Origin of the sequence: Streptomyces sp. B3I8 (assembly GCF_030816915.1) — a bacterium.
GTDB lineage: Bacteria > Actinomycetota > Actinomycetes > Streptomycetales > Streptomycetaceae > Streptomyces.
This window is the reverse complement of record NZ_JAUSYN010000002.1, coordinates 3,723,162-3,745,456: the sequence shown is the minus strand read 5'-3', so window position 1 is coordinate 3,745,456 and position 22,295 is coordinate 3,723,162. Positions and strand designations below refer to the sequence as shown.

The 22,295-nt window shown below is 71.3% G+C and carries 16 protein-coding genes; 6 read left to right on the top strand and 10 right to left on the bottom strand.

Going from position 1 to position 22,295, the window contains the following annotated elements; translation table 11 throughout:
* Window positions 1-180 precede the first annotated feature (180 nt).
* From clpB to QFZ64_RS18745, 3 genes are all read right to left on the bottom strand, one after another.
* Window positions 181-2,778: an ATP-dependent chaperone ClpB gene (gene clpB, locus QFZ64_RS18755; protein WP_307067238.1), complete on the bottom strand. Its 2,598-nt coding sequence runs from the start codon at window positions 2,776-2,778 to the stop codon at window positions 181-183.
* A 330-nt stretch (window positions 2,779-3,108) separates the two neighbouring features.
* Window positions 3,109-3,465: a hypothetical protein gene (locus QFZ64_RS18750; protein ID WP_307067236.1), complete on the bottom strand. Its 357-nt coding sequence runs from the start codon at window positions 3,463-3,465 to the stop codon at window positions 3,109-3,111.
* Window positions 3,462-3,857 carry a 5'-nucleotidase gene (locus tag QFZ64_RS18745; RefSeq protein WP_307067234.1) on the bottom strand — a complete coding sequence of 132 codons (396 nt, stop codon included), beginning with the start codon at window positions 3,855-3,857 and terminating at the stop codon, window positions 3,462-3,464. The genes QFZ64_RS18750 and QFZ64_RS18745 overlap by 4 nt, the downstream gene beginning before the upstream one ends.
* Window positions 3,858-4,010: 153 nt before the next feature.
* On the opposite strand from QFZ64_RS18745, the gene QFZ64_RS18740 reads away from it, so the two are divergent.
* Window positions 4,011-4,955 carry a helix-turn-helix transcriptional regulator gene (locus tag QFZ64_RS18740; protein ID WP_373430628.1) on the top strand — a complete coding sequence of 315 codons (945 nt, stop codon included), beginning with the start codon at window positions 4,011-4,013 and terminating at the stop codon, window positions 4,953-4,955.
* A gap of 110 nt (window positions 4,956-5,065) precedes the next feature.
* On the opposite strand, the gene QFZ64_RS18735 is transcribed toward QFZ64_RS18740, so the two are convergent.
* The 7 genes from QFZ64_RS18735 to QFZ64_RS18705 form a co-directional block, all read right to left on the bottom strand.
* The gene (locus QFZ64_RS18735) at window positions 5,066-6,100 is read right to left on the bottom strand and encodes a helix-turn-helix transcriptional regulator (RefSeq protein ID WP_307067230.1); all 1,035 of its coding nucleotides are present in this window, start codon (window positions 6,098-6,100) and stop codon (window positions 5,066-5,068) included.
* Window positions 6,101-6,558: 458 nt separating this feature from the next.
* Window positions 6,559-7,695 carry a sugar ABC transporter substrate-binding protein gene (locus QFZ64_RS18730; protein WP_307067228.1) on the bottom strand — a complete coding sequence of 379 codons (1,137 nt, stop codon included), beginning with the start codon at window positions 7,693-7,695 and terminating at the stop codon, window positions 6,559-6,561.
* Window positions 7,696-8,036: 341 nt separating this feature from the next.
* Complete coding sequence (locus tag QFZ64_RS18725; RefSeq protein WP_307067226.1) at window positions 8,037-8,501, bottom strand: heat shock protein transcriptional repressor HspR; 465 nt, start codon at window positions 8,499-8,501, stop codon at window positions 8,037-8,039.
* Between the two features lie 7 nt (window positions 8,502-8,508).
* On the bottom strand, window positions 8,509-9,702 hold the full coding sequence (dnaJ, locus tag QFZ64_RS18720; protein WP_307067225.1) for a molecular chaperone DnaJ: 1,194 nt from the start codon (window positions 9,700-9,702) through the stop codon (window positions 8,509-8,511).
* Between the two features lie 33 nt (window positions 9,703-9,735).
* Window positions 9,736-10,440, bottom strand: a complete 705-nt coding sequence (gene grpE / locus QFZ64_RS18715; RefSeq protein ID WP_307067223.1) for a nucleotide exchange factor GrpE — start codon at window positions 10,438-10,440, stop codon at window positions 9,736-9,738.
* On the bottom strand, window positions 10,437-12,293 hold the full coding sequence (gene dnaK, locus QFZ64_RS18710; protein ID WP_307067220.1) for a molecular chaperone DnaK: 1,857 nt from the start codon (window positions 12,291-12,293) through the stop codon (window positions 10,437-10,439). Before dnaK ends, grpE begins: the two co-directional genes overlap by 4 nt.
* Window positions 12,294-12,436: 143 nt before the next feature.
* On the bottom strand, window positions 12,437-13,561 hold the full coding sequence (locus QFZ64_RS18705; protein ID WP_307067219.1) for an undecaprenyl/decaprenyl-phosphate alpha-N-acetylglucosaminyl 1-phosphate transferase: 1,125 nt from the start codon (window positions 13,559-13,561) through the stop codon (window positions 12,437-12,439).
* Window positions 13,562-13,807: 246 nt separating this feature from the next.
* On the opposite strand from QFZ64_RS18705, the gene QFZ64_RS18700 reads away from it, so the two are divergent.
* The 5 genes from QFZ64_RS18700 (at window position 13,808) to QFZ64_RS18680 (ending at window position 22,116) form a co-directional block, all read left to right on the top strand.
* Window positions 13,808-16,096: a (Fe-S)-binding protein gene (locus QFZ64_RS18700; RefSeq protein ID WP_307067217.1), complete on the top strand. Its 2,289-nt coding sequence runs from the start codon at window positions 13,808-13,810 to the stop codon at window positions 16,094-16,096.
* Between the two features lie 256 nt (window positions 16,097-16,352).
* On the top strand, window positions 16,353-17,801 hold the full coding sequence (locus QFZ64_RS18695; RefSeq protein ID WP_307067214.1) for an FG-GAP and VCBS repeat-containing protein: 1,449 nt from the start codon (window positions 16,353-16,355) through the stop codon (window positions 17,799-17,801).
* 142 nt (window positions 17,802-17,943) lie between these two features.
* Window positions 17,944-19,419 (top strand): FG-GAP-like repeat-containing protein, encoded by a 1,476-nt coding sequence (locus tag QFZ64_RS18690; protein ID WP_307067212.1) that lies wholly within the window; start codon window positions 17,944-17,946, stop codon window positions 19,417-19,419.
* 165 nt (window positions 19,420-19,584) lie between these two features.
* Window positions 19,585-20,934 (top strand): FG-GAP and VCBS repeat-containing protein, encoded by a 1,350-nt coding sequence (locus QFZ64_RS18685; RefSeq protein WP_307067211.1) that lies wholly within the window; start codon window positions 19,585-19,587, stop codon window positions 20,932-20,934.
* A gap of 126 nt (window positions 20,935-21,060) precedes the next feature.
* Window positions 21,061-22,116, top strand: coding sequence for a Yip1 family protein (locus QFZ64_RS18680; protein WP_307067209.1), 1,056 nt, complete (start codon window positions 21,061-21,063; stop codon window positions 22,114-22,116).
* Window positions 22,117-22,295: the final 179 nt, after the last annotated feature.

Genomic DNA, 22,295 nt, shown 5'->3' with positions numbered 1-22,295 from the left:
GTACGGATGCCGCCATCCTCCCTCATGCGGGGAGGGGGGTGGCAACCCCGGGCGGGACATGTCCACCCCTGTCCGCCCCCGGCGCAATGGCCTCATTGGGCCCAATGGCCGCAATGGACACCACCTGGGGCGGACCGCGGGGGTGCCCCTGCGGGCCGCCCGCAGGGGCACCCCCGCGCGCTACAGCGTCTTGCCCGACGCCGGGCCCACGATGAGGCCCTCGCCGGCGCGGTCGACGCGCACGGTGTCGCCGTCCTTGATCTCGCCGGCCAGGATCTCCCGGGCCAGCCGGTCGCCGATGGACGTCTGGACCAGGCGGCGCAGCGGCCGGGCGCCGTACGCCGGGTCCATGCCCTCCACCGCGAGCCAGGCCAGCGCCTCGTCGGTGACCTCCAGGGTGAGCCGGCGCTCGGCGAGCCGGGCGGCCAGGCGGTCGGTCTGGAGCCGGGCGATGCGGCTCAGCTCGTCCCTGGACAGCGCGGAGAACACCACCAGGTCGTCGAGCCGGTTGAGGAACTCCGGCTTGAAGGAGGCCCGCACCACCTCCAGGACCTGTTCCTTCTTCTCCACCTCGCTGGTCAGCGGGTCCACCAGGAACTGGCTGCCCAGGTTGGAGGTGAGGACCAGGATGGTGTTGCGGAAGTCGACCGTGCGGCCCTGGCCGTCGGTGAGGCGGCCGTCGTCCAGCACCTGGAGCAGGATGTCGAAGACCTCCGGGTGCGCCTTCTCCACCTCGTCGAGCAGCACCACGCTGTACGGGCGGCGGCGCACCGCCTCGGTGAGCTGGCCGCCCTCCTCGTAGCCGACGTAGCCGGGGGGCGCGCCGACCAGCCGGGCCACGCTGTGCTTCTCGCCGTACTCCGACATGTCGACGCGGACCATGGCCCGCTCGTCGTCGAAGAGGAAGTCGGCGAGCGCCTTGGCGAGTTCGGTCTTGCCGACGCCGGTGGGGCCGAGGAAGAGGAACGAGCCGGTCGGGCGGTCCGGGTCGGAGATGCCGGCGCGGCTGCGGCGCACGGCGTCCGAGACGGCCCGTACGGCCTCGCCCTGGCCGATGAGCCGCCTGCCGATCTCCTCCTCCATGCGCAGCAGCTTCTGCGTCTCCCCCTCCATCAGGCGCCCGGCGGGGATGCCGGTCCAGGAGGCGACGACGTCGGCGATGTCGTCGGAGCCGACCTCCTCCTTGACCATGGTGTCCTGGGCGACCTCCTCCTCGGCCTCGGAGGCGGCCTCCAGGTCGCGCTCCAGGTCGGGGATCTCGCCGTAGAGCAGCTTGGAGGCGGTGTCGAAGTCGCCGTCGCGCTGGGCGCGTTCGGCCTGGCCGCGCAGGTCGTCGAGCTTCTCCTTCAGCTCGCCGACGCGGTTGAGGGACTGCTTCTCCTTCTCCCAGCGGGCGTTGAGACCGCGCAGCTCCTCCTCCTTGTCGGCGAGGTCGCGGCGCAGCCGCTCCAGGCGGTCGCGGGAGGCGACGTCGGTCTCCTTGTCCAGCGCCAGCTCCTCCATGCGCAGCCGGTCGACGGCGCGCTGGAGTTCGTCGATCTCGACGGGCGAGGAGTCGATCTCCATGCGCAGCCGGGAGGCGGCCTCGTCGACGAGGTCGATCGCCTTGTCGGGCAGGAAGCGGGAGGTGATGTACCGGTCGGAGAGGGTCGCGGCGGCCACCAGTGCCGCGTCCGCGATCTGCACCTTGTGGTGGGCCTCGTAGCGGCCCTTGAGCCCGCGCAGGATGGCGATGGAGTCCTCGACGGAGGGCTCGGCGACCAGCACCTGCTGGAACCGGCGCTCCAGGGCGGGGTCCTTCTCGATCCGCTCGCGGTACTCGTCCAGCGTGGTGGCGCCCACCATGCGCAGTTCGCCGCGGGCCAGCATCGGCTTGAGCATGTTGCCGGCGTCCATCGCGGAGTCGCCGCCGGCGCCCGCGCCGACGACGGTGTGCAGCTCGTCGATGAAGGTGACGACCTGCCCGTCGGAGTCCTTGATCTCGGCGAGGACCGTCTTGAGGCGCTCCTCGAACTCGCCGCGGTACTTGGCGCCCGCGACCATCGCGCCGAGGTCGAGGGCGACCAGCCGCTTGTCCTTCAGCGACTCGGGCACGTCGCCCTTGACGATGCGCTGGGCGAGGCCCTCGACGACGGCGGTCTTGCCGACGCCGGGCTCGCCGATCAGCACGGGGTTGTTCTTGGTGCGGCGGGAGAGCACCTGCACCACGCGGCGGATCTCCTGGTCCCGGCCGATCACCGGGTCCAGGCGGCCCTCGCGGGCGGCGGCGGTCAGGTCCGTGCCGAACTTCTCCAGGGCCTTGTACTGGCCCTCCGGGTCGGGCGTGGTCACCCGGCGTCCTCCTCTGGCCTTCTGGAAGGCCTCCAGCAGCTTCTTGGCGGTGGCGCCCTGCCCGGAGAGCACCTCGGCGGCCCGGCCGCCCTTGGCGGCGGTGCCGATGAGCAGGTGCTCGGTGGACAGGTACTCGTCACCGAGGTCCTTGGCGCGGGCCTGTGCGTCGGCGATGACGGCGAGCAGCTCGCGATTGGGCTGCGGCGGCGCGACGGTGGAGCCGGTGACGCTGGGCAGTGCGGCCAGGGCGCGCTCGGTGCCGGTGCGTACGGCGGCCTGGTCCGCGCCGGTGGCGGCCAGCAGGTCGATGACGTTCTCGTTCTCCTGCCCCTCGAGCAGCGCGAGCAGCAGGTGGGCGGGGGTGAGGTCCGGGTGACCCTCCGACACGGCCCGGTTGCCGGCCGCGTTGATCGCGTCCCGGCTCCTGTTGGTCAGCTCGGCGTCCACGGTCGCGTATCCCTCCTCGAACTCGGTCCTCTGACTAGAGCAACGTCGACAAAGTTGAGTCTACTCCGCTCATGGTGCGGGATGTGAGACGCACGGGTGCGAGAGGTGGGCCACACGGGCGCGGGGGCCGGGACACACGGCTCGCCGGCGCCCCCGGTGAACGGGGACGCCGGCGAACCGCGCAAGGATTCGGCCATCTGTGGGCGATTCGGAGGAAACCCATACCAGGAGAGTTCCCCGCAAACTGCAGCGGCGTCACCGTGTTCAGGTCACGGTGACGCCGCTGCGGGGGGAAGCGCCTGAGCGATCTTTTACGACGGGGGAATCGCGTCAGGCACTGCGGGGGGTGGCCGAAATGGTCCTCAGATCGGGTACCTCGTGGGGGGAGTCGGGAGTGTCGGGGCCGTCCAGCCGGTGGTCGCGCTGGTCGAGGTTGACGAAGATCATGCCGTAGCGGATGGCGCACCGGACCGGCTGCGGCGCCCCCCGAGGCCGTCGCAGACAGCGGTACGCCCGTACGTCCTCGTCCTCGTCACGGGTGACGACGACGGGCTCTCCGAACACGGTCACCATCAACGAGTCACCGGGGTGGGGGATCGCGGTGACGAGGTCGATGAAGTGCCAGCCGGAGCGGTAGGCGGTGGCCATTTCGCGCCGGAAGGACCGGTCGTCGGGCGGAGTGGTCATGCTTCCGCTTCCGTCGGCGCCGACCGGCCGGCATCACCGGGGGAGGCGACCGGCGCTCCCCAGCCGACGTCACCCGGGACGGCCGTGGAGCCCCAGCCGACATCACCGGAGTCCGAGGCCCGCACGACGCCCCAGCCCACGTCACCAGAGGTGCCGGCGGGGGCGACACCCCAGCCGACGTCACCGGGATCGGCGGAGGCCGTCACCCTTCCCCAGCCGACGTCGCCGAGGCCGGCGGACTGCACCGTCGTGGTCGACGCCGAACGGGCAGAGGTGCCCCAGCCGACGTCGAGAGGACCGGCAGCCGCACCACCGGCCAGCGCGACGGCGACGGCGGTAGTGGCAAGCACCGAGCGAAGCATTTTCTTCTTCATGGTCGGCTTCGTCCTCACTTGATGGCTTCCTCTCCCCCCGTCTGAGGAAGACGATGGCTCATTCAGGCACGTCAATGCCACAGACGGGATGCATCATGTTCCTGCACGTTCAGGACCCTGGGGGGTGGAGATTTGCCGACAAAGCGCACAAAACCGACACATCCTCACGGCGTGACAGAACTCTGCCCTGAGGGTTCCCGTCTCTACGCCACCGCACTGAGCTCCGGGCGCATCTCCCGGGCGGAGGTGGAGCCCGCTCCCTGCCTGCTCGAATTCGCGCTCCTCCACCCTGATCCGGACGACGCCGACTGGCTCCGTCCGGTTCCCCCCTCGATCGCGCTCGCCCAGCAGATCCAGCCGCTGGAACGCGAGATCCAGGACCGCCGTCGGCTCACCCTCGACCTCGCGGACGCCTTCCAGCCCTTTCTCGCGCTCAGCGCGCAGAAACCCGCCACCACGCACGCCATCACGGTGCTGGAGGGACCGGCCCGCATCGCCGCCGCGCTGGACGTGGCCGTGGCCGAGGCACGCACCGAGGTGCTCACCGTGCAGCCGGGCGGCAGCCGTCCGGAACACATCCTGAGCCAGGCGCTGGAACGCAGCAAGCCGCTGATAGAGCGCGGCCTGTCGATGCGCACCCTGTACCAGCACACCGTCCGGCACAGTCAGAGCACCTTCGCCTACGTGGACCAGATGGCGGGCGCGAAGATCGAGATACGGACGCTTGAACAGCTCATCGAGCGGCTGATCATCTGCGACGACACCGTCGCCTTCATCCCCGCCCAGGACGACAACCAGGTCGCCCTGGAACTGCGTCACCCCGGGCTCGTGCAGTACCTCATCAAGGTCTTCGAGCACCTGTGGCAGCGGGCGACGCCGCTGATGGACGAGGTGCCCTACGAGTCGACGCCCGAGGGCATCACGGGGGTGCAGCGGTCGATAGCGAAGCTGCTGATCGAGGGGCACGTCGACGAGGCGATCGCGCGCCGCCTGGGCATGAACGTGCGCACCTGCCGCGCGCACATCGCCAAGCTCGCGGCGGCACTGGGCAGCGGCAGCCGGGCCCAGCTGGGCTATCTGATCGCCCAGTCGGGAATCTTGGAGCGCGACCACTGAGGCGCCCGGGGCGGGGCGTACGCCCCGCAGCGCGCCACACGCCCGCCAGTGCGCCGTACACGGGTCCATCGCGCCGTACGCGTCGCGTGGCCGGAGCGCCGTACGCCCGGCTAACGCGCCGTACGCGCGTCTGCCGCCCTGGCGGGGACCGGGAGGAGCCCCGGGGCGCCCTGAGGGCTGTCCAGGCCCGCCTGGGCGATCCGCACGCCCAACTGCGTCCTGCTCGCCGCCCCCAGCGTCTCCGAGAGCCGCGCGATGTGCGCCCGGCAGGTGCGCACGCTGATCCCCAGCCGCTCCGCGACCGCCGCGTCCTGGTGCCCCTCCGCGAGCAGCGCGGCGATGGACCGTTCGCGGTGGGTGATGCCGTCGATGCCGGTCTTCGGCAGCGGCGAGGTGAGCGGGATCGCGAGGCGCCACAGCCGTTCGAAGACGGTGACCAGGTACTCGACGAGCGCGGGGTGGCGCAGTTCGAGCGCCACCGTCCGGTCGGCGTTGGCCGGGATGAAGGCGACCGTGCGGTCGAACAGGATCAGCCGTTCGGTGACCTCGTCGAGCGTACGGGCCTCGGCCGCCTCGCCCACGAGCTCCAGGTAGGTGTGCAACCCCTGCCCGTGCCGGGCGACATGGGTGTACAGGTCCCGCATCCGCACCCCGCGCCGGCGCATCTCCAGCCCCCGGTGCAGTCCTTCGGCCAGTTCGTCCTCGCGCCGGATGCCACCCGGCTGCACCGTGAGCACCTCGGAGACGCACGCCGCGGTCGCCTCGTCCACCGCGGCCCGGATCCGCGGCAGTCCGTCCAGCACCCGGATCGCGGACCGTTCGGCCGGCGGCTGTTCGCGCCCGCCGAGCCCGGCGTACCACTCCACGGCGGCCACCGCCGCGCCCACCCGGGTGCGGCTGGCGCTCACCTCGGCGTGCAGCCCGCGCAGCAGCCGGGTCATGACCTCCTGCGGCGGGGTCGGCACCAGCCAGTCCATGTCGTCCGGATCGGGGTGCAGCAGCGCCAGTTCGACCAGACAGGGCACCGGGTCCGCGTCCGTGCGGGGGATCCGGCCCCGGCGCACGGCCCGGGAGTACACGCGGTGGCCGGCCTCGCACAGGTGGTCAGCACCGTGCGGATGCGTGTCCGTCCCGTGCCCGGCCATCTCCCACCCCTGGCTCCCGCCCTCGACTTCCCGCGCCGTTCCCGGGCTTGTGCAGCGCCCTCGGGTTCCCGCGCAGCGCAACTATGCGCGGACCTGCCCGCCTCCGCAACACGGTCCCTTCACCGACCTGCCCCCGACCGTTCCCGAACAGGCCGGTTTTCCCCTTCCCTCTCACGGCCCGGAGAGTGAAGGGGAAACGGAGGGGCGGGGAGGGGCAGGGAGGGACGGGACGGGGGGGAACGGGACAAGCGTGGAGGAACGTGGCTGAACATGGAGGAACATGGAGGGACAGCTCCGGACAACGCGGAAGCCCGGCGGTCGATGACCGCCGGGCTTCTTGACGAGCCGTCGCGAGGACGGCGCGCAGGTCCGGGACCTAAGGGCTGGCGTTCGGATCAGCTCGCAGACGCGAGGCCGGCGCCGTCGGCCCCCTGCGACCTGCATGCAAACGACAGAATCTAGTTCAGACCGATGTGACCGCACGCCGTCGCGTACTTGGGCGTGCACAGGTCCTTGACCGTGTAGATGCTGTCCTTCAGCACCGTCTCCTCGATGTTGTCCTTGGTCAGGGCGACCACCTGGACCAGCATCGCCGGGATCTTCTTGTCCGTCGGGCTGTCGACCGTGTCGCGGGTCAGCGCGTCGAACTCGATGGAGCGGCCCTGCACCCGCGCCACCGCCATCTCGGCGGCGTTGGTGGCCTCCTCCGGGTACGGCTTGTAGACGCTCATGTACTGCTGGCCCGCGATGATCCGCTGCACGGCCGCCAGATCGGCGTCCTGCCCGGTCACCGGCGGGATCTTGTCGGCGCCGGCCTCCTTCAGCGCGTCGATGACCGCGCCGGCCATGCCGTCGTTGGCGGAGTACACCGCGGCGATGTTGCTCAGGCCGACCTCGGATATCGCCTGCGCCATGTTCCGCTTGGCGTTCTCCGGCTTCCAGTCGACGGTGTCGTAGGACTTGACGATGTTGACCTTGTCCGCGAGCTCGCTGAGCGCGCCCTTCTTGAACTGGCCCGCGTTCGGGTCGGTCTTCGAGCCGTTCATCATGACGATCTTGCTCGTCGCCGCCTTGGTGCCGAGCGCCTCGACGACGGCCCGGCCCTGGACCTGGCCGACCAGTTCGTTGTCGAAGGAGATGTACGCGTCGATCGGACCCTGCGCCAGCCGGTCGTAGGCGATCACGGGGATGCCGGCGTCCTTGGCCTTGCGCACGGTGGGCGCGATCGACTTGGCGTCCACGGCGTCGAGCAGGATGACGTCGACCTTGTCGTCGATCAGCCCCTCCATCTGCGCGCTCTGCCGCTCGGCGTTCTGCCCGGCGTTGGCGTAGACGACCTTGCCCTGGTGCTTGGTCAGGACGCCGACCTGGTCCTTGATGATCGGGTAGTCGAACTTCTCGTAACGCTGGTTCTCCTTCTCCGGGAGAAGCAGGCCCACCGTGATGTCGTTGCCCTTTTTCGGCGTCGCGGAGGCGCTGTCACTGCCCACGCCGTCGATCACACCGCAGGCACTCAGGGACAGGACGGCGGTCGCGGCGGGCAGCACCAGGAACATGCGACGGGCGGCGGTCTTGCGGGCGTTACGAGTGTTCACATCAGGTGCCTTCCGGACAGGGGGCGCGAGTGAGTCATGTGGCTGAAAGCCAACGCGGAGGCGGTACCCACCGTCAAGGAGTACCGGTTAACGACATTGCAACAGCCACCCTGTGAGAGATCGGTGAATGATCAAGGAGCAACCGTGCTTTTGTCCTGCGCGTTGTTCATGCAATCACACCAATGGCCGCGAGTGTCGAGCAGGCACACAACAACACAGAAACAACGGGGAATCGGGGCAAGCCGCCGGACGAAGCACCCCGGACACGCGAAGAGCCGGGAGACCCTGCGGTCTCCCGGCTCTCCCGCCGGACCGGCCCCCCTTCGGGGACCGCGCCTTCGTCAGTCCGTGGGCTGCGGAGGCTGGCGCTTGGGGCGCCACACCACCAGCGCGCTGGTCTGCTGCACCTCCTGGTACGGAACCAGGTCGCGTCGGTACGAGGCGTGCACCGCCGCCTCGCGCTGCCGCATGGTGGCCGCCGCGCCCTCCACCGCCGACTGGAGCTCGGCCACGCGCTGCTGGAGCGCGGCGACCTGGTTCTCCAGTTCGATGATCCGCTTGATACCGGCCAGGTTGATGCCCTCGTCCTGCGACAACTGCTGCACCTGGCGGAGCAGTTCGATGTCGCGGGCCGAGTAGCGGCGGCCGCGCCCGGCGGTGCGGTCGGGCGAGACCAGGCCCAGCCGGTCGTACTGACGCAAGGTCTGCGGGTGCAGCCCGGAGAGCTGTGCGGCCACCGAGATGACGTACACCGGGGTTTCTTCCGTCAGTTCGTACGGATTGCGACGACGGCCGGATGTGTCCATGGCGTCCTCATGCTCCCTTCGCGGACTCGAACAGCTCCGCCCGCGGGTCCTCCCCCGCGGTCGCCTCGCGATACGCCTCCAGCGCGTCACGAGCCTTCCCCGACACGTCCTTGGGCACACTCACCTCGACGGTGACCAACAGGTCCCCGCGCGTGCCGTCCTTGCGGAGCGCGCCCTTGCCGCGGGCGCGCATCGTGCGCCCGTTGGGCGTGCCCGGGGGCAGCTTGAGGGTGACCGGCGGGCCGCCCAGCGTGGGCACCCGCACCTCGCCGCCGAGGGCCGCCTCCGCGAAGGTGACGGGGACCGTGACGGTGAGGTTGTCGTCCTTACGGCCGAACACCGGGTGCTCCCCGACATGCACGACGACGTACAGGTCGCCCGCCGGGCCGCCGCGCTCGCCGGGGGCGCCCTTGCCGCGCAGCCGGATCCGCTGCCCGTCGCTGACGCCCGCCGGGATGCGCACCTGCATGGTCCGCGAGGACTTCGCGCGCCCCGAACCCTTGCAGATCTCGCAGGGGTCCTCGGCGATCAGACCGCGGCCCTTGCAGTCCGGGCACGGGTCGGTCAGCGAGAAGCCGCCGCCGGAGCCGCGCGCCACCTGGCCGGTGCCGACACACGTCGGGCACACGCGCGGTGTGCCGTTCTTGTCGCCGGTGCCCGAACAGGCCTTGCACGGCTGCTGGCTGGACATCCGCAGCGGCACCGTCGCGCCGTCGACCGCCTCCGTGAAGCTCAGCGTGACCTCGGACTCCACGTCCTGGCCGCGCCGCGGCTGGGTACGGGTGCCGGTGCCGGCGCCCGCGCCGCCGCGGTTGAACAGGCCCCCGAAGACGTCACCCAGTCCGCCGCCGAAGCCGCCCTGCGCCCCGCCGCCCCCGCCCTGCGCGCCCCCTCCGAAGAGGTCGCTCAGGTCGAAGTTGAACGTTCCGCCGCCGGCGCCGGGGCCCGGACGGAACCCGCCGTTGCCGAACAGTGCCCGGGCCTCGTCGTACTCCTTGCGCTTCTTGGGGTCCCCGAGGACGTCGTTCGCCTCGGAGATCTCCTTGAAACGTTCCTCCGCCTTGGCGTTGCCCTTGTTGGCGTCCGGGTGGAACTCGCGGGCGAGCTTCCGGTACGCCTTCTTGATCTCGGCCTCGGTGGCGTCCTTGGGGACGCCGAGGACCTTGTAGAAGTCCTTCTCGATGAAGTCCTTGGTGCTCATCCCCGACGTCCCTCCTTCCTTCCGTGTCCGAGCTCAGCCCTCGTCCGGGCCACCGCTCTCCCTGTCCTCGGCGTCGGTGCCCTTGGCGGCCTCGGCCGCCTCGGCGCCCTCGGCGGCGTCGGCCTTGACCGGCTGCGCGCCGGGCTGCGGCTCGGCGACCGCCACCCGCGCGGGGCGGATGGTGCGCTCACCGAGGCGATACCCCGGCTGCAGAATCGCCACGCACGTCGTCTCCGTGACGTCCGGCGCGTAACTGTGCATCAGCGCCTCGTGGATCGTCGGGTCGAAGGGCTCGCCCTCCTTGCCGAACTGCTGCAGACCCAGCTTGGCCGCCACCGTCTCCAGCGACTCGGCCACCGACTTGAAGCCGCCGACCAGCTCCTCGTGCTCCCGCGCGCGCCCGATGTCGTCGAGCACGGGCAGGAGTTCGGACAGGAGGCTCGCGGTGGCGATCTCCTTGACCGTGACCCGGTCGCGCTCGACCCGGCGCCGGTAGTTCTGGTACTCGGCCTGCAGCCGCTGGAGGTCCGCGGTGCGCTCACCGAGCGCGGTGCGCACCTGGTCCAGCTGGGCCGTCAGGCCCGCCGTGCGGTCCGTGTCCCCGGCCGGGGCCGCCGCCCCCTTCTCAGGGGTCCCGGGGGTACCGGGGGCGGCGGCCTTCGGCTCGGCGTCGTCAGAGGTCGCGCCGGAGGGGACGTCGGGCTGCTGCTCATCGAAGCCCGGGGTCTCCTCCGTCACGCGGCACCGTCCTTGCGCTCGTCGTCGACGATCTCGGCGTCCACCACGTCGTCGTCGGCCTTCGCCCGGCCGGCACCGGCGTCCGCACCCGCCTCGGCGCCACCGGCGGCCTGCTGGGCCTGGGCGTCGGCGTACAGGGCCTGGCCGAGCTTCTGCGAGACGGCGGCGACCTTCTCGGTGGCCGTACGGATCTCAGTGGTGTCCTCGCCCTTGAGCGTCTCCTTCAGCTCGCCGAGCGCGGTCTCCACCTCCGTCTTGACGTCACCGGGGACCTTGTCCTCGTTGTCCTTGAGGAACTTCTCCGTCTGGTAGACGAGCTGCTCGCCCTGGTTGCGGGTCTCGGCGGCCTCACGGCGGCGGTGGTCCTCGTCCGCGTACTGCTCGGCCTCCTGGCGCATGCGGTCGACCTCGTCCTTCGGCAGCGAGGAGCCGCCGGTGACGGTCATCTTCTGCTCCTTGCCCGTGCCCAGGTCCTTCGCGGTCACGTGCATGATGCCGTTGGCGTCGATGTCGAAGGCGACCTCGATCTGCGGCACGCCGCGCGGGGCCGGCGGCAGACCGGTCAGCTCGAACATCCCGAGCTTCTTGTTGTACGCCGCGATCTCGCGCTCGCCCTGGTAGACCTGGATCTGCACGGAGGGCTGGTTGTCCTCGGCGGTGGTGAAGATCTCGGACCGCTTGGTCGGGATCGTGGTGTTCCGCTCGATGAGCTTGGTCATGATCCCTCCCTTGGTCTCGATGCCGAGGGAGAGCGGGGTCACGTCGAGGAGCAGGACGTCCTTGACCTCGCCCTTGAGGACACCGGCCTGGAGGGCGGCGCCGATCGCGACGACCTCGTCCGGGTTCACGCCCTTGTTGGCGTCCTGGCCGCCGGTCAGCTCCTTGACGAGCTCGGCGACGGCGGGCATACGGGTGGAGCCACCGACGAGAACAACGTGGTCGATCTCGGAGAGCTGGATGCCCGCGTCCTTGATGACGTTGTGGAACGGCGTCTTGCAGCGCTCCAGCAGGTCCGCGGTCAGCTGCTGGAACTGGGCGCGGGTGAGCTTCTCGTCCAGGTGCAGCGGGCCCTCGGCGGAGGCCGTGATGTACGGCAGGTTGATCGAGGTCTCGGTGGACGAGGACAGTTCGATCTTCGCCTTCTCGGCGGCCTCACGCAGGCGCTGCAGCGCCATCTTGTCCTTGGACAGGTCCACGCCGTGTCCGGACTGGAACTGCTTGACCAGGTAGTCGACGACGCGCTGGTCCCAGTCGTCACCACCGAGGTGGTTGTCGCCGTTGGTGGCCTTCACCTCGACGACGCCGTCGCCGATCTCCAGCAGCGAGACGTCGAAGGTGCCGCCACCGAGGTCGAAGACCAGGATGGTCTGGTCGTCCTTGTCGAGGCCGTACGCCAGGGCGGCGGCCGTCGGCTCGTTGACGATGCGCAGGACGTTCAGGCCCGCGATCTCGCCGGCCTCCTTGGTGGCCTGGCGCTCGGCGTCGTTGAAGTACGCCGGGACGGTGATGACCGCGTCGGCCACCTTCTCGCCCAGGTAGGCCTCGGCGTCCCGCTTCAGCTTCTGCAGCACGAAGGCGCTGATCTGCTGCGGGTTGAAGTCCTTGCCGTCCAGGTTGATCTTCCAGTCGGTGCCCATGTGGCGCTTGACCGACCGGATGGTCCTGTCGACGTTCGTGACCGCCTGACGCTTGGCGACCTCGCCGACCAGCACCTCACCGTTCTTCGCGAAGGCGACGACGGACGGCGTGGTCCTGGCGCCCTCTGCGTTGGTGATGACGGTGGGCTCGCCGCCCTCCAGAACGCTGACGACGGAGTTAGTCGTGCCCAGGTCGATGCCGACCGCACGTGCCATGGTGAGTTCCTCCAGCTGACTTGAGTGCAACGGACTCAACCATGCCAGGGCGCTGCCGCTGAGTCAAGAGAGGTGAGCGGGCTCGGCTCAACTTTCAGGCGGGGGTGGGCTGCAGGGGCCCGCACGCGGGGCCGAGGGGCGCCTCAGAGCTCGGGAGTACGGGCCGGGCGGCGGGTGCGGGTGAGCGGGGGCCGTTCGCGCGGTTCCCCGCGCCCCTTGCCGGGGCGCGGGACTGTGACGAACTGCGGCTCCGCCGCGGGGCGCGGGCGACCACGGACCGCCCGCAGCCGCTTGCCCAGGCGGACCCCCGAGCCACGAGGCGCCCTCCCCAGCAGGCCGCACGCCAGTGCGGCCGTCGCCGCGGCCGCCGCGGCGACCCACGCCGCCAGGGGCGGAGCCCACTCCAGGAACACCAGTACCCCGGGAACCGCCGCCCCCGCGGTCAGCGCGGCGACCACCACGACAACACCCCGGGGCGTGAGCCCCATTCCGCGCAGCCCCCGGGCCACGCGCACCGGCACCACGCTCACCACCGGCACCGCGCCGAGCGCCGCGAGCACGCTCCCGCCCACCCCCGGACCCCGCCCCGCCAGCACCAGCACCGCCACGGCCGCCGGCAGGAACCCGGTGAACAGGGCACCGCCCCGCCCCGCCGTCACCCGCGCGGGCGCCGCGTTGTGCATCAGGAACCCGGTGAGCGCGGCGGCCAGCACGCACAGCAGCGCGGCGAGCCCGTCGCGCACGTCGGCCACCGCGCACACCCCGAGGGCGAACGCCATGACGACACCGGCCGCGCCCATCACCCCGTCGGCGTGGTCCAGGGCCACGCATCCGTGGGCGACGAGCACGATCCAGGCGGCGGCGGCCAGACCGCCCACGACGCCCAGGACGTCGTACGGCACCACCAGGGCCGCCGCGCCGGCCGGCACCGCGTACCGCGACACCCGGCGCGCGACACGCGGCCACCTGCCGCCGGGGCGGTGCCGCGCGGGCCGCAGGTCCTCGGCGAGGCCCGTCGCGGCGACGGCCGCCGCCGCCAGCAGCACCCGCGTGACCTCGCCGCCCAGTCGTGCCGCCCCGCTCCACTCCCCGGCCCCGACCACCGCGCCGACCGTCCCCACGACCGCGAGCCCGCCCACGACAGGCACCCGCCGTCCGCGCCGCCCCACCACCACGATCCCCGCCCGCAGGCCGGGGCCCCGCAGCAGCGCGCACAGCGCGGCGGCGAGGAGAACGGCGGTGGTGGCGGCCACGATCCCGTAGAGCACGGAGCCCACCGTAGGCGCATATGCCGCAATACCGTACGAATAACACGATCCGTTCGTGTGGTCCGTCGGACCGTGCACCCGGGGCGCACCCCGGACACCGTCACGCTCAGGCGCACCTCAGCGACTCAGATCACCCGGCTTCCGGTTACATTGCGAAGCGGGATGCGGGTAGTCTCAGACGGACTGGATAAGTTACCGCTTAGTAATCTCGAGCTCAGTAACGTCGAGGCCGCCCCAGGAGCCCCAATGCAACTCGCCGCGATCATCGTGTCGCTGGTCCTGATCGTGGTCGGCGTGGCACTGTTCGGCCGCGCCCTCCTGCAGATCTACACCTTCATGCGGCTGGGCCAGCCCGTGCCCGCCGGGACCCGCACCGACGCCCCCGCACAGCGCACGGTCACCGTGGCCAAGGAGTTCCTCGGCCACACCCGGATGAACCGCTGGGGCGTCGTGGGCGTGGCGCACTGGTTCGTCGCGGTGGGCTTCTTCACCCTGCTGCTGACCATCGTCAACGCGATCGGGCAGCTCTTCCGGGCCGACTGGCTGCTGCCGGTCCTCGGCGACTGGGCACCGTACAACGTCTTCGTCGAGTTCATCGGCACGATGACGGTCCTGGGCATCCTGACGCTGATCGTGCTGCGCCAGCTCTCCCACCCGCGCAGCCCCGGCCGCAAGTCCCGGTTCGCGGGCTCCAACTTCGGCCAGGCGTACTTCGTCGAGGCCGTCATCCTGATCGTCGGCGTCTGCATCTTCATGCTGCACGCACTGGAGGGCGCCCAGCACCACGTGGACGGCTACGAGGCCTCGTTCTTCGTCTCGTACCCGGTGGTGTCCTGGCTGCGCGGCATGGACCTGGGCACGCTCCAGAACCTCACCTACTTCTTCGCCGGCCTGAAGATCGCCACCTCGTTCATCTGGATGATCGTGGTCGGCCTGAAGACCGACATGGGCATCGCCTGGCACCGCTTCCTGGCCTTCCCCAACATCTGGTTCAAGCGGGAGAGCGACGGCGGTACGGCGCTGGGCGCACTGCAGCCGATGACCTCGGGCGGCAGGGCGATCGACTTCACCGACCCGGGCGACGACGACGTCTTCGGCGTCTCCCAGGTCGAGCAGTTCTCCTGGAAGGGCCTGCTGGACTTCTCCACCTGCACCGAGTGCGGCCGCTGCCAGTCGCAGTGCCCCGCGTGGAACACCGGCAAGCCGCTCTCCCCGAAGCTGCTGATCATGTCGCTGCGCGACCACGCGCACGCCAAGGCGCCCTACCTGCTGGCCGGTGGCGGCAAGTCGGCGGAGGGCGAGGAGAAGGCGTCCGAGGAGCAGCTGAAGGACGTCCCCGCGGCCGCCCTCGCGGAGGCCGGGCGCCCGCTGATCGGCACCCTGGAGGAGAACGGGGTCATCGACCCCGACGTCCTGTGGTCCTGCACCACGTGCGGGGCCTGCGTCGAGCAGTGCCCCGTCGACATCGAGCACGTCGACCACATCCTCGACATGCGCCGCTACCAGGTGATGATCGAGTCCGCGTTCCCGAGCGAGGCGGGCACGATGCTCAAGAACCTGGAGAAGAAGGGCAACCCCTGGGGCCTGGCCAAGAAGCAGCGGCTGGAGTGGACCAAGGAGGTCGACTTCGAGATCCCGGTCGTCGGACGTGACGTCGAGGACCTCACCGAGGTCGAGTACCTGTACTGGGTCGGCTGCGCGGGCGCGCTGGAGGACCGCGCGAAGAAGACCACGAAGGCCTTCGCGGAACTCCTCCACATCGCGGGCGTGAAGTTCGCCATCATGGGCGGCGACGAGAAGTGCACCGGCGACTCCGCCCGCCGCCTGGGCAACGAGCCCCTGTTCCAGGAGCTCGGCATGGAGAACGTCATGACGCTGAACGCGGCGTTCGGCGAGGAGACGGACGACGACGGCAAGGTGACCGCCGAGTCGCGCAGGCCGAGGTCGGCGAAGAAGATCGTCGCCACCTGCCCGCACTGCCTCAACACGATCGGCAACGAGTACCCGCAGCTCGGCGGCGACTACGAGGTCATCCACCACACGCAGCTGCTCCAGCACCTGGTGGACGAGGGCAAGCTGGTCCCGGTCACCCCGGTCGAGGGCCTCATCACCTACCACGACCCGTGCTACCTGGGCCGGCACAACAAGATCTACACCCCGCCGCGCGAGATCATCGCGGGCGTGCCCGGACTGCGCAACGAGGAGATGCACCGCCACAAGGAGCGCGGCTTCTGCTGCGGCGCGGGCGGCGCGCGCATGTGGATGGAAGAGCGCATCGGCAAGCGCATCAACAACGAACGCGTCGACGAGGCGCTGTCGTTGAACCCCGACATCGTCTCCACGGCCTGCCCGTTCTGCCTGGTCATGCTCACCGACTCGGTCAACGGCAAGAAGAACGAGGGCCAGGCGAAGGAGTCCGTCCAGGTCGTGGACGTCGCCCAGCTCCTCCTCACCTCCGTCAAGACCCCGGCGGACGAACCGCCCACGGGCACGGCGGACGGCACGAAGACACCGGAACCGGAGCCGGTGCAGTAGCGCCCCCTCTCTGCGAACACAGCCCCGCGCCCCGTGAAGGGGTGCGGGGCTGTGCCATATGCGGCTCCGCCACCCCAGGAGCGGACGTCACCACAACTTTTCCGAACACGCGTACAACCCTCACACCCCCTCGCCGGTCTCTTGATCGCCGAACCCCGGGTGACGCCGAGGACAACCTCAGGCGAACCCGGGCGATACGGCACCCCATTCACGTGGGCGCCCGCGCGGGCGTCCCGCATGCTCAGGAGAATCCCGCATGCACAAGCGCCTCGGACTCACCCTCGCGACGGCCGCCGCGGCCACGCTGACGGGTGGTCTGCTGACTCTGTCGGCCGCCACCGCGACCGCCGCCCCCACCCCGGGCGGCACCACCGCGGACGCCGACTTCAACGGCGACGGCATCGGTGACGTCGCCACCACCGCCACCCGCGCCTACGTGGACGGCAAGAAGGCCGCCGGCGAGATCGTCGTCCTCTACGGCGGCGGCGGCGAGCACACCACGATCAGCCAGAACAGCCCCGGCGTTCCCGGCGCCGCCGAGACGGAGGACTACTTCGGCTCGGACATCGCCTGGGGCGACTTCGACGGCGACGGCTACGACGACCTCGCGACCGGCGCCGGCGGCGAGGACGTCGGCAGTGACACCGACGGCGGCACCGCCGTCATCCTCTGGGGCTCGGCCTCCGGCCTGCACGGCGGCACCACCGTCAAGGACCCCCGCCCCACCGAGCACGACCGGTTCGGCGGCGTCCTGGAGGCCGCCGACCTCAACGGCGACGGCCACGTCGACCTCGCGCTCGGCACGTCCACCTCCGCCACCGTCGACATCTACCGCGGCGGCTTCACGCGTTCCGGCTCCACCGGCGGCCACTACACGCTCTCCCCGCCGATCCAGAGCGGCGACGGCGACGGCCTGCGCAACCTGCACTCGGGCGACGCCAACGGCGACGGCATCGAGGACCTGGTCGTCAACGGGTACGACTCCGCGGACAGCTACGACGCCAACTACTGGTTCCCCGGCTCCGCCTCGGGCGTCCGCTCCGGCACCAGCCAGAAGCTGCCCGCCGGCTTCGTCACCGACGTGGGCGACACCGACGGCGACGGCTACGGCGACATCGTCTACGGCATCGCCTGGGACAACGGCATCGCGGGCGCGCGCAAGGGCGGCGCCGTCCTGATCGGCCACGGCACGGCGAACGGCCCGGCCCACGGCGACGTACAGTCCTTCGACCAGGACACCGCGGGCGTTCCCGGCGGCGGCGAGACGGGCGACAGCTTCGGCGCCGAACTCGACCTCGGCGACATCAACGGCGACGGCCATCTCGACCTGGTCGTCGGCTCCCCCGGCGAGAACCTCACCGGCGGCACGGACACCGGTGCGGTCACCATCCTCTACGGTGCCGCGGACGGCTCCGGCATCACCGGCACCGGCGCGAGGATGATCGACCAGGACACGCCCGGCGTCCCCAACTCCGACGAGAACGCCGACTTCTTCGGCTCCGACGTCCACGTCGACGACCTCAACGGCGACGGCCTGGACGACGTCGTCATCGGCGCGAGCGGCGAGAACGGCGACAACGGCGCGGTGTACGCCCTGCGTTCGGGCAGCGACGGCTCCCTGACGGCGCCGTCCGGCATCTACCCCTCCACCGTCGGCGTCTCCGGCTCCGGCACCCCGCTCCTCGGCAACAACTTCGCGGACTGACACCGCCGTCGAGCACCTGACCGTCCCGGTCCCACACCTCACCATCCCGGTCGAGTGCCTCGCCACCCCGGTCGAGTACCTCACCACCCCATTCGAAGGGGGCGCCCCGCGTGGGTGCCCCCGCATGCCCTGGAGAAATCGCATGCAGCAGCGTCACAGACTCCTCCTCGCCACGGTCACCGCGGCCGCCCTGACGGGCACTCTGCTCACCTTCGGCGCGGCCACCGCCACGGCGGCCGACTCCACCACCGTCCCGCAGGCCGACTTCAACGGCGACGGCATCGGCGACGTCGCCTTCTCCGCCGCCGGCGCGTACGTCTCCGGCCTGAAGCACGCCGGACAGGTCGTCGTCCTGTACGGCACCTCCACCGGCGTCGACGCCGCCGAGCGGTCCGTGCTCAGCCAGAACAGCGCCGGCGTCCCCGGCGGTTCCGAGGCCGAGGACGCCTTCGGCTCGGAGACCGCCTACGGCGACTTCAACCACGACGGCTACGACGACCTCGCCGTCGGCACCCCGCACGAGAAGGTCGGGGACGACGTCAACGGCGGCACCGTCGCCGTGCTGTGGGGCTCGGCGAGCGGCCTCACCGGCAAGGGCGTCACCGTGCCCGACCCGGCCGTCTCCTCGCACGACCGGTGGGGCAACTACCTCGCCGCGGGCGACTTCGACGGCGACGGCCGCGACGACCTCGCCGTCGCCAACTCCTCCAGCACCATCTACGTCTACAAGGGCGGCATCACCGCCTCCGGCGCGGCCGCCACCGCCCGCACCACCGTGAAGCCGCCCGTCCAGTCCGGCGGCGACACCGGCCCGCTCAACCTCACCGCGGGCGACGTCAACGGCGACAAGAAGACCGACCTCGTCGTGGACGGCTTCGAGACCACCGGCGAGTACGGCTGGAACGCCAACTACTACCTGCCCGGCACGTCGAGCGGCCCGAGCACCGCCGCCGCGAAGAAGCTGCGCCCCGGCGTCATCACCGCGATCGGCGACGTCAACGGCGACGGGTACGGCGACATCGTCACCGGCGCCTACTGGGACAGCAAGACGCCGGACGGCGTCGCGATCCCCGACTCCTCGGACGGCGGCCGGGCCAACATCACCTACGGCTCGTCCACCGGCCCGGACGGCACCACGACGATCACGCAGAACACCGGCAACGTCCCCGGCGGCTCGGAGAAGGGCGACGGTTTCGCCTCCGAGCTGGACCTCGGCGACATCAACGGCGACGGCTACCAGGACCTGGTCGTCGGCACCCCCGGCGAGGACCTGGGCGGCGTCAAGGACACCGGCGCGCTCACCGTGCTGTACGGCTCGGCGAGCGGCCTGGACACCACCTCCGGCACGCAGTACTTCGCCCAGTCCACGGCGGGCGTCCCGGGCAGCGACGAGGAGTACGACTCCCTCGGCCTCGACGTCAAGCTCGACGACGTCACCGGGGACGGCCGCGCCGACCTGATCGCCGGTTCGTGGGAGAACGCGGGCAACGGGTCCGTCCTCTACCTCCCGTCCAACGGCTCGAAGATCGTCACCTCCGGCGGCCGTTCGCTCTCCCCGAGCGCCGCCGGCGTCTCGACGACGGGCACGCCGGACTTCGGGGCGAACTTCGCCGACTGATCGCCGTCGGCCGGTTTCCTCATAACCGCACTTCGACGTAACCGCACGTCACCGTCCGGCACCTCACCGGCCGGCGAGCCGGTCCCCTTCGGCGGCCGGGTCCGCGCACCACGCGTGCGCGGACCCGGCCGCCGTGTCCCACCCCCCCTCTCTCCGGGAGCCCCCGTGCGCCGCACCCGCGCCCTCCTGCCGGCCCTTCCCCTGGTCGCCGGCCTCCTCACCCCGCTCCTCCTGACCGCCCCCGCCTCCGCCGCGCCCGCCGTGCACGGCGACGACTTCGACGGCGACGGCTACCGCGACTACGCCGTCGCCTCGTACGACAGCGAAGGCGGCGGCATCCGCGTCACCTTCGGCACGGCCACCGGTCCCGGCACCAGGACCCAGTACGTCGACCAGTCGAGCACCGGCGTGCCCGGCGCCGACGAGACGGACGACATGTTCGGCGAGATCCGCGCCGCCGCCGACTTCGACGGCGACGGCTACGGCGACCTCGCGGTGGCCGCCCGCGGCGAGGACGTCGACGGCCGCAAGGACCAGGGCGCCGTGACCGTCCTGTGGGGCGGTCCGAAGGGCCTCAAGGGCGGCACCACGCTCCCCGACAAGGCGCCGAAGCAGTCGTACGGCTACATGGGCGACGACCTCGCCACCGGCGACTTCAACGGCGACGGGAAGCAGGACCTGGCGGTCGTCAACGCCGGGAAGACGTACGTCTACCGCGGCCCGATCACCCGCTCCGGCACCACCGGCTCCGTCACGACGCTGGACAGGACCGGCTTCGACTCGAGCCATCTGATCGCGGGCAAGGTCGACCGCGACGGCAGGACCGACCTCGTCATCGTCGGCGCCGCGTTCTCCGGGAGCAGGCAGACCGCCGACGCCTGGTTCATCAAGGGCGGCACGACCCTCACCCCCGGCAAGTCCCTCCAGGTCAACTCCGGTGACGAGGGCGGCGGCGACGGCGTCATCGCCGACTTCGACAAGGACGGCTACGGCGACGTGGCCGTCGGCACCCCCGGCTGGTCCGGGTACAAGGGGCGCGTCACCGTCTGGTACGGCTCCTCCACGGGCCCCTCCTCCACCAGCGCCCGCATCACCCAGTCCACGAGCGGCGTCGCGGGCTCCCCGGAGCACGACGACGCGTTCGGCGACAGTGTGTCGGCGGGCGACGTGAACGGCGACGGCTACCAGGACCTGGCCGTCGGCGTGTACGGGGAGAAGATCGGCGACGTCGAGTACGCGGGCGGGGTGCATGTGCTGCGCGGCGGGGCCCCGGGGCTCACCGGCAAGAACTCGCAGTGGTTCGCCCGCAACAGCCCCGGCGTGCCGGGCGGTCTCGAGACCGACGACAGCTTCGGCGGCACCGTCCGCCTGCGCGACACCGACCGGGACGGCCACGCCGACCTGTGGGTGGACGGGATGTACGGTTCGCTGCGCCTGTCGGGCACGACGTCCGGCATCACGACGACGGGCGTCCTCAAGGCGGACTCCGGTCTGGTGGACGGGTTCCTGCAGTAGTCCCGGCGCCCCCGGCGCTCCGGCTGCTCGCAGCCCTCCACTGCTCCCGGTGCCCCGCTGCCCCCGGTGATCCCGGTGATTTCCCCATTTCCCGCTCCGGGTCCGCCCGTTGGTCACCCCTAGGGGATGTCACAGCTCGGACGCAAAGCCGCCCCGGGGAACGGGGGCCGGGCCCGCGGCGCCCGCGGACCAGGTACGTTCGAAGGCGTGGCTGGATTCAGGATCGGACGCGGCGGCCAGAACGGCCGAGGACCTCAGGCGCGAGGGCAGCAGGCCCCGTACGGACAGCAGGCGCAGGCGCAGGCGCCGCGCGGGCCGAGCGGTGGCCCGGGCCACGGCTACCCGCAGGCCGGGGCGCCGCAGTACGGCTCCGGCCCCGGGCAGCACCCGTACGGCGGCGGCCCGCGGCCGCCCTACGGCGCCGCCCCGCAGCAGTACGGCGCGGGCGGCCCCGGTGGCCCCGACCACGGCGAGCCGGAGTACTTCGGCGACGACCCGCACGGCGGTTACGCCCAGGGCCCGGGCGCGGACCCGTACGCGGCGAACAACCCGGGGCACACCCAGGCCTTCTCCCTCGGGGAGGACCACTACACCCAGGGCGAGACCTACCACGCGGGCCAGGCACCGGCCCCGCCGACCGGCCCCCGGCTGCCGTGGAAGGACCTGCTGCGCGGCATCGTGCTGTCGCCCGACCAGACCTTCCTGCGGATGCGCGACTACACGATGTGGGGCCCGGCCCTCGTCGTCACCTTCCTGTACGGCCTGCTCGCCGTGTTCGGCTTCGACAAGGCGCGCTCGGACGTGCTCGACGCCACGCTGTCCAGCGCCGTGCCGCTCGTCCTGACGACGGCCGTGGCGATGGTGCTCAGCTCGTTCGTCCTCGGCGTGGTCACCCACACCCTGGCCCGTCAGCTCGGCGGCAACGGGGCGTGGCAGCCGACGGTCGGGCTCTCCATGCTGATCATGTCCCTCACGGACCTGCCCCGGCTGCTGGTGGCGATGTTCGCGGGCGGCGACGCCTCGTTCGTGCAGATCCTGGGCTGGGTGACCTGGGTCGCGGCCGGAGCGCTGCTGACCCTGATGGTCTCCCGCTCGCACGACATGGCGTGGCCGAGGGCGCTGGGCGCGTCGGCGATCCAGCTTGCCGCGATCCTGTCGATCGTCAAGCTCGGCACGTTCTGAGCAGCGTTCTCGGCGCGTTCCGGGACTCCGGTCTCGGCACGGTGCGGGACTCCGGTCTCGGCACGTGCCGGGACCACCGACGAAGAGGGGCCCCCGGCGTCACGCCGGGGGCCCCTCTCATCTCGACTCCGTCACCTCTTGTCCGCCGTGACCGGCACCGCACTGCGGAGCCGGGCACA

Coding starts and splice junctions, on each gene's coding strand:
- QFZ64_RS18750 (WP_307067236.1), bottom strand. CDS start 3,465: ATGACCACTCCGCCCGACGACCGGTCCTTCCGGCGCGAAATGGCCACC.
- QFZ64_RS18735 (WP_307067230.1), bottom strand. CDS start 6,100: ATGGCCGGGCACGGGACGGACACGCATCCGCACGGTGCTGACCACCTG.
- QFZ64_RS18725 (WP_307067226.1), bottom strand. CDS start 8,501: ATGGACACATCCGGCCGTCGTCGCAATCCGTACGAACTGACGGAAGAA.
- dnaJ (WP_307067225.1), bottom strand. CDS start 9,702: ATGAGCACCAAGGACTTCATCGAGAAGGACTTCTACAAGGTCCTCGGC.
- dnaK (WP_307067220.1), bottom strand. CDS start 12,293: ATGGCACGTGCGGTCGGCATCGACCTGGGCACGACTAACTCCGTCGTC.
- QFZ64_RS18700 (WP_307067217.1), top strand. CDS start 13,808: ATGCAACTCGCCGCGATCATCGTGTCGCTGGTCCTGATCGTGGTCGGC.
- QFZ64_RS18695 (WP_307067214.1), top strand. CDS start 16,353: ATGCACAAGCGCCTCGGACTCACCCTCGCGACGGCCGCCGCGGCCACG.
- QFZ64_RS18690 (WP_307067212.1), top strand. CDS start 17,944: ATGCAGCAGCGTCACAGACTCCTCCTCGCCACGGTCACCGCGGCCGCC.
- QFZ64_RS18680 (WP_307067209.1), top strand. CDS start 21,061: ATGTCACAGCTCGGACGCAAAGCCGCCCCGGGGAACGGGGGCCGGGCC.